Raw genomic sequence first — 16,392 nt, forward strand, 5'->3', positions numbered from 1 at the left:
CACCCTGACCTTCTCCGGTGCGCTGACGGCGACCAACGGCACGGGCCTGCAGTTCAACGCGGCACTGGGCACCTACACCTTCAGCGGCAGCGCCAGCCTGGGCGGCACCGACGCGGGCGTGGACATCACCAACGGCTCCACGGGCACGTTCAACTTCAACGCGTCCACGCAGATCACCAACACCGCCGGGACCGGCGTGAACGTGTACGGCAGCGCCCCGACGGTGACGTACAGCGGCAACATCACCAAGAGCGGCACCAGCACCGGCCGCCTGGTCGAGGTCGGCGAGCAGACGGGCGGCGCGGTGACGTTCAACACGGGCACCCTGCTCGCCAACAGCACGAACGCCCTCAGCACCGGCATCTCGCTGAGCAACGCCGACGGCACGGTGAGCTTCAACGGCACCACCACGCTGGGCGGCGGCGACGCGGGGGTGGACATCGTGTCGGGCTCGGGCGGCACCTTCACCTTCGGGACGGGGACGGGCATCACCAGCCCGGCCGGCACGGCGTTCCGGGTGAACGCCAGCACACCGAACGTCACCTACAACGGCAACATCACGCAGGTGAACGCGCAGCGGGCGGTGGACATCTCCAGCCAGTCCGGCGGGGCCTCCCGCGCGGCGAACGGCACCATCACCTTCCAGACCGGGACGATCGCGGCGAACACCTCGAGCACGGGAATCCTGCTGAACGACGTGGACGGCACGGTAAACTTCAACGGCACCACCACGCTCCTCAACGGTGACGCGGGCATCGACGTCGAGAACACGTCGACCGGCAGCATCACCTTCGGTGCGGGTGCGTCGGTGACGAACGCCACCAACGAGCTGATCCGGATCGTGAGCGGCGCTTCGCCCCTGGCCTTCACCTATTCCGGCTCGTTCCAGCGCAGCAGCGGGACCGGCGCGGGCATCCTGGTGAATTCCACCACCGGCGCGACCATTACCTTCGACGGCAACCCGGCGACTGAGACCAAGTCCATCGTGCTCGCGGCGGGCAGCACGGCCGCCGGCGTGAACCTGTCCGGCACCAACACGAGCACCACCGTGAACTTCACCAACGGCGGGCTGGTGGTGAGCACCGACGACGGGGCGGCGTTCACCGCCACCGGCGGCGGAACGGTGAACGTCACCGGGGCCAGCAATACCCTGACGGCCACGGGCGGGGCGGCGCTGAACATCCAGAACACCACGATCGGCTCGGGCCGGATGACGTTCCAGAGCATCGCGGCCAACGGCGGAGCCAACGGGATCGTTCTGAACAACACGGGCTCGGACGGCGGCCTGACGGTTGCCGGCACCGGCGTAGCGCTGTCCGGGGGCACCCTTCAGAACCACACGCAGGTGGGGATCGTCCTTACGAGCACGTTCGACCCCAAGTTCAACAACGTGCGGGTCCTGAACACCACGCACAGCGGCGTGCACGGCAAGGGCGTCACGAACTTCGAGTTCACCAACGGCACCATCGACCAGTCCGGCGACGGTCCCTCGCCGGGCGCCTCGGTGAACGAGTCGAACATCCTCTTCTACGACTTCGCGAACACGACCAGCTCGACGAACGTGTCCGGCGTGGTGACGATCACCAACAACACGCTTTCCAACGCGCTGTACCACGGGATCTACCTCTACAACCGCGGCGGGACGATCTCGAACCTGAACGTCTCGACCAACGTGATCACCACGCCCACTTCGTCCACCAACTCGGTGGGCAGCGGCATCATCGTCGACCTGCAGGGCGGAGGCGCCTCGATCACCAAGGGCGCCATCGACAACAACAACATCCTCAACGTACCTACGGGTGTCGGGATCAACGTTGTGTGCGGCGGCGTGTCGGCCTACGGCACCTGCGGCACGCCCGGAAGCGCCACCAACGTGATCTCCATCAGCAAGGACACGATCTGGGGGGTGAGCGCGGCGGCGCCCATCGGCAGCGAGGGCATCGTCGCGAACATGAACGGCCAGGGCCAGGGCAACTTCGTGGTGGACCAGAACAACATCCGCCACACGAAGGGCCGCGCCATGGGTGTGTCGGCCTTCGGCCAGGTCCGCATGCAGTCGGCCGTCACCAACAACGTGATCGTCTCGGCGCCGCTGTTCGACGCCACGAACATGGAGATCGGCGCCGACAGCACCTCCGGGATCGCGAGCTTCGCGAGCTACACGGCCACGGTCGCCAACAACAACGTCAGCGGGCACACCGGCGTGGGCATCTACGCCCTTGCCCGGGGTTCCAGCGACACGTTGAAGGTAAAGCTCATCGGAAACACCGTGGCCGCGCCGAACACCACCAGCTCGGCCCGGGCGGGGATCAGGGTCGACGCGGGCAGCTCGGCGGGCCAGCCGATGGTATGCGCACGCATCGAGAGCAACGTGACGGGGGGAAGCACCAACAGTGGCACGGGGAGCACGTCGCCCGGCATCAACATCCGGGAGGAGGCGGCAGGGACGAACCCGAACCCGCCGGGCGGGCCCAAGGGGGGAACGTTCCGCATCCACAACCTGTCTCCCTCCTCGGGGGCGACCAAGGCGCAGGCGGAAACCTTCCTGAGCAGCGCAAATCCCAGTAGCACCACGGGCTCGTTCGGCACGGGGGGAGCCGCGGCGCTGGTGTCGGCGGCCACGTACGAATCCTGCTCGCTTCCCTGAGACCCTTTCCGATTGGCGGTACCCCGGGCACGGCGCGAACGCGCCGTGCCCGGGTTCGGGTTCCTCCCGGAACCCTGCGGGTGCAGTTCCCTCTTCCCCACCTCCCACAAGGAGATGCACCTGATGTCTGAGCCGTTCCTCTCGGAGATCAAGATCGTGTCGTTCAACTTCCCACCAAAGGGCTGGGCGTTGTGCAATGGGCAGTTCCTGCCCATCAACCAGAACCAGGCGCTGTTCGCGCTCCTGGGAACCACCTACGGCGGCAACGGCCAGACCACGTTCGCCCTGCCGAACCTGCGCGGCAGGGTGCCCATCCACAGGGGCAGTGGGCACACGCTCGGCGAAGCGGCGGGGAGCACGGCGGTGACGGTGAACATCCAGCAGCTGCCGACTCACCTTCACCCCTTGAACGCCACCTCGGTGGTGGCAACCACGAACTCGCCGAATCCCAACGTGGTACTGGCCACGTCGTCGGCCACCACGCTGTACGCCGGCCCGTCGGAGCTCCAGCCGATGGCCCCGAACGCCATCACGTCCGTGGGCGGAAGCCAGCCCCACAACAACATGATGCCGTACCTGGTGCTGAACTTCATCATCGCGCTGCAGGGCATCTTCCCCTCCCATAACTGATCCGGAGACCACCCATGGCACAACCCTACGTGGGCGAGATCCGGATGTTCGCCGGAAACTTCGCGCCCGCCGGCTGGATGTTCTGTGAAGGCCAGCCCCTTCCCATCTCCGAGAACGAAGTGCTGTTCCAGCTGATCGGCACAACGTACGGCGGCGATGGCCAGGAAACATTCAACCTGCCGAACCTGGCCAGCCGGCTGCCCATGCACATGGGCCCGGGCCCGGACGGCACGACGTACCAGATCGGGGAGATGGCCGGCACGGAGCAGGAGACCCTGACCGTGCAGCAGATTCCGAATCACACGCACACCTTGTTCGGCACGGGCGCGCTGGCGACGCAGAACTCGCCGACGAACAACGTCCTGGCCGCCACGAACGGCGCCACGCTCTTTCCCTACGGCACGGACGAGCCCACCACGACCCTGAATGCCGCGTCGGTGGGCCCGCAGGGCGGAAGCCAGCCGCACGAGAACACCCAGCCGTTCCTCTGCCTCAACTTCATCATTTCGCTGTTCGGGATCTTCCCGAGCCAAACCTGAGGAGCGAGCAGCCATGTCCGACCAGTTCCTCGCGGAAGTCCGCATCTTTCCATTCAACTTCGCGCCGACCGGGTGGGCTTTCTGCGATGGGCAGCTGATGCCGATCTCGCAGAACACGGCGCTGTTCGCACTGCTGGGCACCGTCTACGGCGGTGACGGCAAATCGACCTTCGCGCTTCCCGACCTGCAGGGATCCGCGCCCATGCAGCCCGGTCAGGGCCAGGGCCTGTCGCTTCGCGACCTGGGCGAGATGAGCGGGGTGGAGACCATCACGCTGCTCACGAGCGAGATTCCCGTCCATACGCACTCGGTGGTGGTTTCGGAGGGCGACGCACTGGAGCGCTTTCCCGGGAGCCAGCTGCTGGCGACAGGCATCGGGGTGGGCCAGTACGCGCCCCCGCCGGTGAACACCAACCTGGCCTTCCAGGCACTTCCACCGGCGGGTGGCGGCCTGCCGCACAACAACATGCAGCCGTACCTGACCCTGAATTTCTGCATCGCGCTGCAGGGGATCTTCCCGCCGCGGCCCTAGCCGCGGAAACGGCCGTCGTAGGCGAAAGGGGGCGGCCAGATGGCCGCCCCCTTTTGGCCTGCGCGTGAACAGATCGACGGGAAGCGGGGGATTCCGCCCCTCGCCCGAACCTTTACCGCCCGCCCCGACCCGATGAGCCCACGCGTCACCCTTCGGCCGATCACGGACGAAGACATGCCCTTTCTGCTGCGCCTGTACGGCACCACCCGCGAAGACGAGCTCACGCAGGTGCCCTGGACGGCGGAGCAGAAGGCAGCCTTCGTCGACCAGCAGTTCCACGCGCAGCACGCGCATTGGCGGGCGAACTACACCGACACCTCGTGGGACCTGGTGCTGGTGGACGGGGTGCCCGCCGGCCGGCTGTACGTGGCGCGCTGGCCCGACGACATCCGCATCGTCGACATTGCGCTGATGCCGGAGTACCGGGGCGCCGGTTTGGGGACGCAGCTGATCCAGCCACTGCTTGCCGAGGGCGACGCGACCGGCCGCAAGGTGAGCATCCACGTGGAAATCTACAACCCGGCGCGCCGCCTGTACGAGCGGATGGGGTTCGTGCAGGCCGGTGACCGCGGCGTGTACCTGCTGATGGAGCGGACTCCGTCCGCGCCCTGATCCCGCGCGCTTGGCGCCGCCCCGTCGTCGAGCGGCGCTGAGGGCGGCCCGGTTTGTCCCAGCGACCACCAGCGGGCCCTCCGACTGCGGTTTGTACCACTCTTGCCCCGGCGTGGGACAGCTGCGCCACAGTCTGTCCGCCGCGACGTCGCTGTTCACCGTGTGAGGGTGCAGGATTCTACGGCACTTACGCCATCCTTTCCGCCCGGAACAGGTAGGGCGTGCTTCCTGCCACTCTCTCCGGCGTCGGGAGCCATGGCCGGGACTCGCACCGATGCGCCGTCCCGATCCCCCCTTCCCCGGCGCGGGCACGCCACCCCCCAATTCCGTCATGTCTTGCGCACGCTCTCCTGGGGCCAGCGTAGGAACAACTGTCGGCGGCCCGCCGCACCCTCTTCGCATCGAGGAGTTCCATGTTCCATTCCAAGTACGCCGGACGCGCGGCGCTGCTTTGCGCGCTCGCGGCCTGCACCAGTGATGTAACCGCGCCCGGATCATCGGAGGACGCGGGTGCCCTGCTCGCCATCGCCGACGCGGCGCACAGCGGGGCTGTCCCCGGGTTCTACTTCCTTCCGCCGACGGTGCAGTCGGCCTCGTTCACGGGCACCTTCGACGGCGGGCTGCAGCCGCGCGTGGAGGTCTGCGAACTGGTGGGGCCGGCCTGCGGCGCCACCGTCGCGGCCTTCCCCTTCGGCTCCGGGTCCTCGTCGGTTCGCGTGGACGCCGCCGCCCAGCACTACATCGCCAACTGGATCACCCCCAAGTCGCTGGACCCGGCGAAGTTCTACCGTGTGCAGGTGTTCGTGGGCGCGCTCCGCCTGGGCTACGCCGACGTGGACGTGGTGCGCACGGGCAAGGAGAAGGACGCCGTCGACCGCGCGCAGTTCGTTCCGCTGATCGCGGGGCAGGCGCTGCCGGTGAAGTTCCGCATCGAGACCGGGATCGCCGCCCAGGTGCTGGTGAGCCCCGACTCGGCGGCGGTGCCGGTGGGGGGAACGCAGCAGTTCACGGCCGCCATCACGGACCTGCACGGGAACGCGATCCCCGGGGCGCCGGTCGCCTGGTCCAGCTCCGCACCGTCCGTCGCGACGGTGGACGGGTCCGGGCTGGCCACCGGCGTGGCGACGGGGCAGGCGTCCATCACCGCGTCGTCCGGCGCCGCGTCCGACGCGGCCGTGCTGACGGTCTTCAACCCCAACACCCCGCCGGTCGCGCAGGCGGACACGTTCCAGGCCATCGGCAACGTCACCGTGCCGGTCGCCGCGCCGGGCCTGCTGGCCAACGACACGGATGGCGAGAACAACCCGCTGCAGGTGGTGCCGGGCACGTACCCGACGACGGGTGGCGGCACCGTGACGGTGAACGCGGACGGCAGCTTCAGCTACCTGGGCGCGGCCGGCTTCACGGGCACCGACGGGTTCGTCTACACGGTGACGGACGGGCAGGACTCGGTCAGCGCGTCGGCGACGATGGTTTCCGCCTACCGCGTCTGGTACGTGGACAACGCGGGCGCCGGGCCGGGTGACGGGCGGGATGCGTCGCCGTTCACCACGCTGGCCGGGGTGGAGGCCGCCTCGGCGTCGGGCGAGGCGATCTTCGTCCGCACCGGCGCGGGCGCGTACGACGGCGGCATCACCCTCAAGGGCACCCAGTCGCTGACGGGGCAGGGTGTTCCGTCCAGCGTCACCGCGACCCTGAACGGGCAGACGCTGGTGCTGCTGGCCGCCGGCTCGGCGCCGGTGGTGGCGCGCACGACGTCTGGTGCGGCGATCCAGGTAGCGGCCGACAACGTGGTGCAGGGCGTGGATGTGACCTCGTCGTCGGGCGCGGGGATCGCGGGGAGCGGCTTCGGCTCGCTGACGGTGGGCTCGATTTCCGTGTCCGCCACCGGCGGCCCGGCCCTGGACCTGTCGTCCGGCGACGTGTTCGGCTCGTTCGGCGCGCTGTCGTCCAGCGCCAGCGCGGGTGCGGGGATTCGCTTGGTGGGTGTGGGCGGCTCGTTCTCGGCCGCGGGCGGGTCGGTGACGCTTTCGGCGGGGCCGGGGGTGCTCGTGACCGGCGGGGCGGGAACGTTCAGCTACGGCGGCGACCTGGCTGTCACTGGTCCGCTGGCGGTTTCGGTGACCGGGCGCACGGGCGGCACGCTGACCCTGTCGGGGGCCATCGCGTCCACCGGGCGGGGGATCGAGGTCGCGAACAACTCCGGCGGCAGCATCTCCTTCACCGGCCCCAGCAAGACGCTCTCGACGGGTGCCAACGGCGGCGTGCTGCTGTCGAACAACACCGGGGCGCAGGTCTCCTTTGGCGGAGGCGGCCTGGTGGTGGGCACCACGACCGGGGTGGCGTTCCAGGCGACGGGCGGGGGCACGGTGTCGGTGACGGGTGCCGGCAACGCGCTCGCCACCTCGGCCGGCACGGCGCTGCGGGTGCTGGATACGTCGACGGGTGCCGCGGGTCTGAGCTTCGAGAGCATCTCGGCCGCCAACGGCACGAGCGGGATCGTGCTGGAGAACACCGGCCGCATGCAGGTGACCGGCTCCGGGACCCCCGCCAGCGGTGGTACCATCCAGGACATGTCGGGTGCCGGCATCGTCCTTACCGGGGTGTCGAACGTGTTCTTCGGCCACGTGGCCGTCTCCAACACCGGTGGCAGCGGGGTGCGCGGCAGCGCCGTGGTGAACTTCCGCTTCACGGACGGCAGCATCCAGAACTCGGGGACGGCGGGGGGCGCCGGCGAGTCGAACCTGGCGTTCAACTCGGCCGCGGCGGGAACCGAGAACAACCTGTCGGGCACGGTGGAGATCAGCCGGAACGTGCTTTCCGGCGCGCGGCACCACGGCATCGACATCGTGAACTTCAGCGGGACGATCACCGACGTGGAGATCGCCGGGAACACGATCACCAGCGCCACCTCGGCCGCGGCTTCGCTCGGTTCGGGAATCCGCCTGCTCGCCAGGGGCTCGGCGGCCGGGACGGCAAGCGTCACGCGTGCCTCGATCAGCGGCAACGTGGTCCGCAACTTCCCCAGCGGGGCGGGGATCGAGGCGCAGGGTGGCAACGTTACCGCGGGCGGGCCGGCGGCGACCTTCGGGGTGCCGGGGAGCGCGTCCAGCGTGATCGCCATCACCGGCAACCGCATCAGCGGCCAGCCGGGGGCGCGCATGGGCACCTCGGCGGTCATCGCGCTGGTGAACGGGCGCGGGCAGGGCAACTTCGACATCTCCGACAACGGCACGGCGGCCGACCCGATCTCGCACGTGGCCGGCACCGCCATCGCGCACTCCGCGATCGGCCAGGTAAACGTCACCACGACCATCGCGCGCAACCGGATCGTGGCCAACAACTCGTTCGGCAGCCAGGGGATCGGCGTGGGCGCGGACCGGACGTTCGACGTGAACGACGCCCCGCAGCTCACGGTGCGAATCGACAGCAACGTGATCAGCGCGACGGATGGCAACGGCATCCTCACCACCGCGCGCAACTCGGCCGCGACAGTGCGTGCGACAGTGGTCAACAACGTGGTGGCGGCTCCGCTGTCGGGCGTGCGCCAGGGCATCCGAGTGGACGCGGGCAGCGCTTTGGGCAACGCGGTGGTGTGCCTGAACGCCACGGGGAACCAGAGCGCGGGGAGCGGCGGAGCGCTGGGCATCGGCCTGCGGAAGCAGGGAACGAACCCCGCCGTGAACGTGTTCGGGGTCACGGGGATGGCCGCCGCCGCCACGCCGGGGGTGGAGGCCTACGTGAGCGGGCAGAACCCGTCCGCCGGTGGTACGCAGCTCATCTCCGCCACCTCGGGGTTCAGCAACTGCTCCATTCCCTGAGCGGCCCCGCCCGCTGCGAATGAGGGAGGGCCCTCCGCCGTTCGGCGGAGGGCCCTCATTGCTTGCTCCTGGCCTGCGAGACCCCTCAGGTGAACACGGCCTCGTATTGCATTCCCCGCTCGTCGGGGCCAAGAGGGACCAGGAACAGCTCGAACGGCTCCATCTGGTCGTTCTCCACACGGTAGATGGCCTGGGGGAGCACCAGCTGGGGCACGGCGTGAAAAACCAGCGAGAACGGAACGCGCGGTCGGCCTTTCGCTGCTTCCGGCCCCCATGGGTGGATCTGCGTCAGCTTCACGGGAAGCCGGTGCCCTTCGGCGACGACGTGGAACAGCTCGCCAAGGCGGGGCTGAAAGGTTTCGATGGTGAACGTGTCGAGCATGGGTGTCCGGTGCTGCGGGGCGGGATAGGGGCGCGGCGAGGAGCGGCCGCGCCGGCTGGGGAGGGCCCAAGAGGTGGTTAATCTACGCCGGGCGGGGCCGCGCGGAAACGGCGGGAAGCTCAGAGGTCCCCACGGACGGCGCTCAGGCACCCACGCTGTCAAGTACGTTGACAGGACAAGCGGGGAATGCATAGCGCGGTCGCCAGCGGTCTACATCGTCAGCGGCTCGGTGCGAACACGGGCCCGGGTCGTTAAGTATTCGGGTGCAAGTAGCGCAGCCTGAACGGCAGACCGCGTGGTTCATCAGTCGAACCGGGAATTATCCCGCTGCGACCCGTGCACCGCGTCTCTCGCGCCCCTCAGCAGCAGGCCGGGGTGCCTCGGCAGCGTTACCGTCTTGGGACTTTACTCGAGAGGCAGTAATCTTGAGGCCCGCTCCAATGGCTAGGGCACCCGCTGCGGCCGTCATGATCATCGGCGCTGTCGCTGCCGCTGCCCCAAGCGTGAGCGATACGCCTGCGAGCGACGCGATGAACGCCGCGATGTCGAGCGACGAAGTATCTGATGCACGACGGGCTAGCTTCGGTTCCATCACTTTACTCCTTGTACAAGGAGAATGAAGGCCGCGAGCAGACCTCCCCCTACCAAGTTACTTATTACGCCTAACCAGATGATCTGTTTCATCGGGTTCGTTGTGTTTCGCTCTTGATCCTGATGTGCGGACATTACTACTAGTAGAGCAAAAAGAGCTACCACGACATAGCTCACGCCCAAGAGCAATTTCTGGTCCGCTGATGCGGCGTTCGGGGGCTGAACACCATGTGCGTTTCTGGCAGATTCAAGGACCTGATAAAGATATATCAGGCCGGAAGATAGGCTCGCCAGCGCCAGGTCCACACCGAGAAAAAAGTCCTGCCGAATCCAGCTAGTACCCCGGATCAGCTTCTTCGCGAGGGCTCCGACGCCGATCAAGATTACCGGAACCCCTAACGCGACGAAATACGCGTGCAACAGGATTTCCACAAACATTCTGCGACGTTTCCGAAGCGGCCGATTGACACCAAGGCTCATCGTACCGACCTACTCAAGACAAGTCAACTACTTTCGCCAATCCGCCATCCCCTTCAATACGATCACCGTCGGGATCGGATCCTGTCGCGGCACCGTCACCGTGGAAGCGCGGCGGGAACGCCGTACGGTGCGGGACGGCCTTACGGGATGACCGCTATTTACGAGTGCCCTGCCGAACGGCAGCCGGAGCGCGCTCGGGGTCATCGGCCAGTGAACTCCGCCGTGCGCTTTTCCAGGAACGCCGCCACGCCCTCGCGCTTGTCGTCGCTGCCGAAGCAGGTGATGAACGCCTCAGTCTCGTACTGGAGCCCCGCGGCAAGCGGCATCTCGGCGGCGGCGCGGACGGCGGACTTGGCCATGCGGAGCGCGACGGGCGACTTGCCGGCCATCCCCCGCGCGAACTCCAGCGTCCGTTCCCGCAGCTCGGCGGCGGGGTGCACCACGTCCACCAGGCCGATGCGGAGCGCCTCCGCCGCGCCGATGATCTCGCCCGACAGGACCAGCCTCATCGCCTGGCCGGTGCCCACCACGCGCGGAAGGCGCTGCGTGCCGCCGCCGCCCGGGATGATGCCCAGGTTGATCTCCGGCTGCCCCAGCTTGGCCGTGTCGGCCGCCAGGCGGACGTCGCAGGCCAGCGCCAGCTCGCACCCGCCGCCCAGCGCCAGCCCGTTGATCATGGCCAGCACCGGCTTGGGATACGCCGCCACCTCGTCGAACACGCGGCGTCCCGTCATCGCCGCGCGCTGCTCCAGCGGCGTGCGCTGCGCGAACTCGCCGATGTCGGCGCCGGCGACGAACGCCTTGTCGCCCGCGCCGGTGACCACCAGCACGCGCACGGCGTCGTCGTCGCGCAGCGCGTCGAGCACGGCGATCAGCTCGGCGCGAACCTGGGCGCTCAGCGCGTTCCGCTTCTCGGGGCGGTCGATGGTGACGATGGCGACCGCGCCGTCGCGCTCGATCCGCAGCAGCTCGTACGCGCTCACAACGCCTCCTGCGTCCAGTGGTAGAAGCCCTGGCCGCTCTTCTTTCCCATCTTGCCCTCTGCCACCATGCGCCGCAGCAGATCCGGCGGGCGGTACTGCTCGCCCCCCAGCTCGCCGTGCAGGTACTCGGCGATGCCCAGCCGCACGTCGAGCCCCACCAGGTCCGTCAGCTTCAGCGGGCCCATGGGGTGGTTGTAGCCCAGCTCCATGGCCTTGTCGATGTCCTGCGGGCTGGCGACGCCCTGTTCCACCATCCGCATGGCCTCCAATCCCAGCACCACCCCCAGCCGCGACGAGGCGAACCCCGGCGTGTCGGTGACCACGATGGGCTCCTTGCCGATGCGCCGGGCGAAGGCGAGGCAGGCGTCGAGCGTCTCCTGCGACGTTTCGCGCCCGCGCACCACCTCCAGCAGCTTCATGATGTGCACGGGGTTGAAGAAGTGCAGGCCGATGACCGACCCCGGCCGCCCCGTGGCTTCGGCGATGCGGCTGACGCTGAGCGACGACGTGTTGGTGGCCAGCACGGCGTGCGCGGGCGCCAGGCGGTCCAGGTCGCGGAAGATGGCCGTCTTCAGGTCCATGCTTTCCGGCGCCGCCTCGATCACCAGGTCCGCAGTGCCCACCGCGTCGGCCACGTTCCTGGCCTTGCGCAGCCCCTGGAGGGCCCGGTCGCGAGTTTCGATGGAGACCTTTCCGCGGTCCACCCCCTTTTCCAGGTTGCCGCGGATGGTGTTCACGGCGCGCTCCAGCGCGTCGGGCTGCGGGTCGGAAAGCGCGACGGCGTAGCCGGCCATCGCGCACACCTGCGCGATGCCGTTGCCCATGGTTCCCGCACCGAGCACGGCGACGGTGCTCATCGTCTGGTCGTCCGCCACTGGGGTCCGCCCTCTGGTGGTGATGCGGACGGCAGCTCGTCCGCGGATGTGGGGTTCGCCAGAAAGTATGCGCGGGCGGGGCGGCTCGCTACCGGCCCGTGCGGCTACTTCCTGGCCGCCGCGTCGAGAGCGGAAAGCCCCGCAAACCGCGCGAGGCTTCATCCCGATCTATCGGCCCTGCTCCCGGTGCCTCGCAGTGATGCTGATCGCGTTGCACACCGTGGGGAACATCTTGGGGCCGTACGGATGCACCTCGAAGGCCCGCGCCACGCCACCGGCGGAGGATGCAGCGAGCGGCTTGCCCACACTGTCGCGGAGGATGATTTCCAGGTCCGTGACGCGCCGCGCTCCGCAGTCCAGGGCGTGGCGCGTTTCGCGGGCCTTTACGACCGCGCCCGGCAGGCGGGGCGCGGAGTCGGGCTCCAGGAATTCGGTCCGCACCCAGACGATGCGGCGCGCTCCATCCCTCTGGATGCGCGACGTATCCAGCGCGGTGTATCCCACGGGCCCCTTGCCGATGGTGAACCAGGGCGCCGGGGCGAGCCCCTCGGGCGTCACGTCGCTGCCGCAGGCGGAGAGCGCGAGCATGGCTGGAATGATCAAGCCGCGCGAAGAACGAGAGATCAAGTTGCGGGCAGAAGAGGTGGAGTGAGCACCGCGCCACGAGATCTTGACGGCCGGCGAGTGGCAAAGTACGAGTCGGGCGCGGCTTGCGCCACGTAACTCACGTGGCGGGCTACGCATCGTCATACGAGCGGCCACTCGCCACTTGACTACCTCCGGTGGAACTACCAATGTTGGTAGTTCCACTAGTGGTAGCTCCGAAAATCACCAGTCACGACCTCGCTACTGATCGCCGACATGCCCAAACCAGCAGAAGTACTCGATCGCGATGCTGAATGGCGGATGTTGGAGGAGATCTGGGAGAGGGCCCGCCCCGATCTGGTATTTGCCGTCGGGCGTCGCCGCGTGGGGAAAAGCTTCATCCTTTCGCGATTTGCGAGGCAGGTCGACGGCATCTACTACCAGGCGACGCGTCGAACCGAGGCCGAGCAGCTCGCGGCGCTCAGCCGCATCGTAGGCGCTCGGTTTCAGGATGCGGCGCTCCGCCGCGGCATCAACTTTCCCTCGTGGGAGGAGCTGTTCGCCTACGTGACGGACCGAGCAGGCGGGAACCCCTTTCTGCTCGTGCTCGACGAATTCCCGTACCTCGCCGCCGCTGCCCCCGCGCTGACGTCGATCGTCCAGAGCGCCTGGGACCACGACTGGCAGAAAACGGGGATGAAGCTCATCCTGAGCGGTTCCTACATCTCGGCGATGAACCAGCTCGAACAGATCGATCAGCCGCTGTACGGGCGGCGCACGGCCAAGCTGATCGTGAATCCATTCGGCTTCGCCGACGCCGCGCTCTTCATGCCGCAATATGGCGTGCGAGACCAACTGGTGGCGTACGGGCTGTTCGGGCACCTTCCCGGGCACCTGAGCCTGCTGGACGCGGAGCGGTCCCTACCGCAAAACGCCGCCGCCGCCCTGCTGTCTCCCTCGGGGCGGCTGGTGGACGATGCACAGCACATGCTGGACGCGTTTACATCCGATGCGCACGTCCACTATTCCATCATCGAAGCGATCGCGGGCGGAGAGCAGACCTGGAGCGGGATCACGAAGCGGGTGGGGCGGGTGGGCGGTGCTCTGCAGCGTCCCCTGCAGTGGCTCGAAGAGATGCAGGTGATTGCGCGTATCGTTCCGATCACGGAAAGGAATCCGCGTCGTTCCAAGCGCGTGCTGTACCGCATCATCGACCCTTACGTCGCGTTCTGGCACAGGACCGTGATCCGTCTGGTGAATGCTGGGAGCCTTGGATTGGTGGAGCCGGAGCGATTGTGGGACGAGGTGGTGGGGCCCGATCTCGACGACATCATGGGCCCCGTGTTCGAGGAGGTCTGCCGGGACTTCGTGCGCCGCACCCATCGCCTGCCGTTCAGGCCCATTCGCGTGGGGGAATGGTGGGACGCGACGTCGCAGAACCAGGTGGATGTCGTTTCGATGGCATCGGGCGGGGAACTGCTCGTGGGCGAATGCAAGTGGGGACGGGTGACCGCCGCACACCTGGCAACCCTGCGCCAGCGCGCCAACATGCTCGCCGCCGAACTCGCCGGGACGACGCGCGTGCACCTGGCGCTGTTCACCGGACGTGGCGAGGCCGACGACGAGGTGCGGAGAGCGGTAGCGGAGGGAACGGTCCTTCTCATCACTGCCGAAGACCTGCGGGACCGGTGAGCGTCGCCCTGTCCGCCGGCAGTTGGGTTACTCCCCTCGGAAAACGGGCTTCCGCTTCTCGTTGAACGCGGTGATGCCTTCCCGGGCGTCCGCGCTGCGGAAACAGCGCATCTGCTGCTCGCGCTCGGCGGCGAGCATGGCGTCCAGGTCCGACGTGGGCGACGCGGCCAGGGTGCGCTTGGCGAGGGTGAGGGCGAGCGGCGGCTTGGAGGCGAGCTCCTTCGCCAGCTTGCGCACCTCGTCCAGGAACCAGTCCTCGGCGAACACCTGCTGAAAGAGGCCGATGCGCTCGGCCTCGCGCGCATCCACCATCCGCCCCGTCATCACCAGCTCCGCCGCGCGCCCCGGGCCCACCAGGCGGGGCAGGGAGTGGGTGGCGCCCCAGTCCGGGTGCAGTCCGATGCGGTTGAAGGTAAAGCCGATGGTCGCGCGCTCCGAGGCGATGCGGAAGTCGCACGCCAGCGCCAGCGACGCGCCCGCGCCCGCCGCGGGGCCGTTCACCGCCGCGATCACCGGCTGCTCCACGCGGGCCAGGCGCCGGACTACGCGCATCCCGGCCTCCACCAGCCCGTCGAACGTCGTGTCGTCGCCGCGCGCAAGCAGGTCGCTCATCACCTCCACGTCGGCGCCGGTGCAGAAGCCGCGGCCCGCGCCGGTGATGACGATCACCCGCACCTCGGGCGACGCGGCCGCGCGGTCGATGGCGTCGTAAAGGTCGTCGCGCATGCGCCCGGCGAAGGCGTTCAGCCGGTCGGGTCGATTGAGCGTGACCCAGGCGACGCCGTCCTCCACGGACAGCCGGATGGTATCGCTCACGATTCCACCCGCTCCACGATCATCGAAATCCCCTGGCCCACGCCGATGCACATGGACGCCAGGCCGTAGCGCACGCCCTGCCGCCCCATCTCGTGCACCAGGGTGGTGAGGATGCGCGCGCCGGACGAGCCGAGGGGATGGCCGACCGCCACCGCGCCGCCGGACACGTTCACGATCTCGGGGTCGATGCCCAACTCGCGGACGCAGGCCACGGACTGCGCCGCGAACGCCTCGTTCAGCTCCACCAGCCCCATGTCGCCGATGGAGAGCCCCGCCAGCGCCAGCGCCTTGCGCGTGGCCGGCACCGGGCCGATGCCCATGCGGTGAGGATCCACCCCGGCGACGGCGCTCGCGACGATCCGTGCCATCGGCGCGCGGCCTATGCGCTGGGCCGCCGCTGCCGAGGCGACCAGGAGCGCAGACGCGCCGTCGTTCAGTCCCGACGCGTTGCCGGCCGTCACCGTCCCCGTCTCCTTGCGGAACGCCGCCTTCAGCCCGGTCAGCGAGTCCAGCGTGGTGTCGGCGCGGGGATGCTCGTCGGTGTCCACCACCTTGGGCGCGCCCTTCCGCTGCGGAATGGTCACCGGGACGATCTCGCCCGCGAAGTGCCCGGCGGCGATGGCGGCGGCGGCGCGCTGCTGGCTGCGCAGCGCGAACTCGTCCTGGTCGGCGCGGCTGACCTCGTACTCCTCGGCCACGATCTCCGCCGTCTCGCCCAGGCTGACCGTCCATTCCGCCGGCATCTTCGGATTCACGAAGCGCCAGCCGAGCAGCGAGTCCGCCATCTCGGGCACTCCGCGGGCGAAGCCCTCACCCGGCTTGAGCATCACCCACGGCGCACGCGTCATGCTTTCCACGCCGCCCGCGATGAACGTCTCGCCCTCGCCCGCGCGGATGGCGTGCATGGCGCTGCGGACAGCTTCCAATCCGGAGCCGCACAGGCGGTTGACCGTCTGCCCGGGGACGGAGACGGGAAGGCCGGCCAGCAGCAGCGCCATCCGGCCCACGTTGCGGTTGTCCTCGCCCGCCTGGTTGGCGCACCCGAAGATCACGTCGTCCACGAGGGCGGGGTCCACGCCCGTGCGCTCCACGATCGCCCTGACGACGGTGGCCGCCAGGTCGTCGGGCCGGACGCTCGCGAGCGAGCCGTTGAACCGCCCCACCGGCGTGCGGCAGGCGTCGATGATGTATGCGTCAGTTGCCATTT

14 protein-coding genes are annotated in these 16,392 nt (G+C 68.6%); 7 read left to right on the forward strand and 7 right to left on the reverse strand.

Going from position 1 to position 16,392, the window contains the following annotated elements; translation table 11 throughout:
* The 6 genes from VGB24_RS12785 to VGB24_RS12810 all read left to right on the forward strand — a co-directional run.
* Positions 1-2,647 (forward strand): hypothetical protein (locus tag VGB24_RS12785; RefSeq protein WP_331073335.1); only part of this gene is annotated, 2,647 nt, incomplete at its 5' end.
* A gap of 123 nt (positions 2,648-2,770) precedes the next feature.
* The gene (locus VGB24_RS12790) at positions 2,771-3,277 is read left to right on the forward strand and encodes a phage tail protein (protein ID WP_331073336.1); all 507 of its coding nucleotides are present in this window, start codon (positions 2,771-2,773) and stop codon (positions 3,275-3,277) included.
* A 14-nt stretch (positions 3,278-3,291) separates the two neighbouring features.
* Positions 3,292-3,816 carry a phage tail protein gene (locus VGB24_RS12795; protein ID WP_331073337.1) on the forward strand — a complete coding sequence of 175 codons (525 nt, stop codon included), beginning with the start codon at positions 3,292-3,294 and terminating at the stop codon, positions 3,814-3,816.
* Positions 3,817-3,829: 13 nt separating this feature from the next.
* Positions 3,830-4,348 carry a phage tail protein gene (locus VGB24_RS12800; RefSeq protein ID WP_331073338.1) on the forward strand — a complete coding sequence of 173 codons (519 nt, stop codon included), beginning with the start codon at positions 3,830-3,832 and terminating at the stop codon, positions 4,346-4,348.
* A gap of 132 nt (positions 4,349-4,480) precedes the next feature.
* Positions 4,481-4,960, forward strand: coding sequence for a GNAT family N-acetyltransferase (locus VGB24_RS12805; RefSeq protein WP_331073339.1), 480 nt, complete (start codon positions 4,481-4,483; stop codon positions 4,958-4,960).
* Positions 4,961-5,373: 413 nt separating this feature from the next.
* Complete coding sequence (locus VGB24_RS12810; protein ID WP_331073340.1) at positions 5,374-8,781, forward strand: beta strand repeat-containing protein; 3,408 nt, start codon at positions 5,374-5,376, stop codon at positions 8,779-8,781.
* 85 nt (positions 8,782-8,866) lie between these two features.
* Here the strand turns inward: VGB24_RS12810 and VGB24_RS12815 are convergent, their stop codons facing one another.
* The 5 genes from VGB24_RS12815 to VGB24_RS12835 all read right to left on the reverse strand — a co-directional run bounded on the left by VGB24_RS12815 (position 8,867) and on the right by VGB24_RS12835 (position 12,695).
* Entirely contained in the window at positions 8,867-9,163 is a 297-nt protein-coding gene (locus tag VGB24_RS12815) for a DUF6916 family protein (RefSeq protein ID WP_331073341.1), read from the reverse strand.
* 591 nt (positions 9,164-9,754) lie between these two features.
* Positions 9,755-10,192, reverse strand: a complete 438-nt coding sequence (locus tag VGB24_RS12820) for a hypothetical protein (protein ID WP_331073342.1) — start codon at positions 10,190-10,192, stop codon at positions 9,755-9,757.
* A 242-nt stretch (positions 10,193-10,434) separates the two neighbouring features.
* On the reverse strand, positions 10,435-11,217 hold the full coding sequence (locus VGB24_RS12825; RefSeq protein WP_331073343.1) for an enoyl-CoA hydratase/isomerase family protein: 783 nt from the start codon (positions 11,215-11,217) through the stop codon (positions 10,435-10,437).
* Positions 11,214-12,092, reverse strand: a complete 879-nt coding sequence (locus VGB24_RS12830) for a 3-hydroxyacyl-CoA dehydrogenase family protein (RefSeq protein WP_331073344.1) — start codon at positions 12,090-12,092, stop codon at positions 11,214-11,216. The genes VGB24_RS12825 and VGB24_RS12830 overlap by 4 nt, the downstream gene beginning before the upstream one ends.
* A gap of 168 nt (positions 12,093-12,260) precedes the next feature.
* Positions 12,261-12,695, reverse strand: coding sequence for a surface-adhesin E family protein (locus tag VGB24_RS12835; protein ID WP_331073345.1), 435 nt, complete (start codon positions 12,693-12,695; stop codon positions 12,261-12,263).
* Between the two features lie 258 nt (positions 12,696-12,953).
* Between VGB24_RS12835 and VGB24_RS12840 the strand changes: the two genes are divergently transcribed.
* Positions 12,954-14,369, forward strand: coding sequence for an ATP-binding protein (locus tag VGB24_RS12840; RefSeq protein ID WP_331073346.1), 1,416 nt, complete (start codon positions 12,954-12,956; stop codon positions 14,367-14,369).
* A gap of 27 nt (positions 14,370-14,396) precedes the next feature.
* On the opposite strand, the gene VGB24_RS12845 is transcribed toward VGB24_RS12840, so the two are convergent.
* Positions 14,397-15,185: an enoyl-CoA hydratase/isomerase family protein gene (locus VGB24_RS12845; RefSeq protein ID WP_331073347.1), complete on the reverse strand. Its 789-nt coding sequence runs from the start codon at positions 15,183-15,185 to the stop codon at positions 14,397-14,399.
* Complete coding sequence (locus tag VGB24_RS12850; protein ID WP_331073348.1) at positions 15,182-16,390, reverse strand: acetyl-CoA C-acyltransferase; 1,209 nt, start codon at positions 16,388-16,390, stop codon at positions 15,182-15,184. Before VGB24_RS12850 ends, VGB24_RS12845 begins: the two co-directional genes overlap by 4 nt.
* Between the last annotated feature and the right edge of the window lie 2 nt (positions 16,391-16,392).

It is taken from the genome of Longimicrobium sp. (assembly GCF_036399935.1).
Taxonomy (GTDB): Bacteria; Gemmatimonadota; Gemmatimonadetes; order Longimicrobiales; family Longimicrobiaceae; genus Longimicrobium.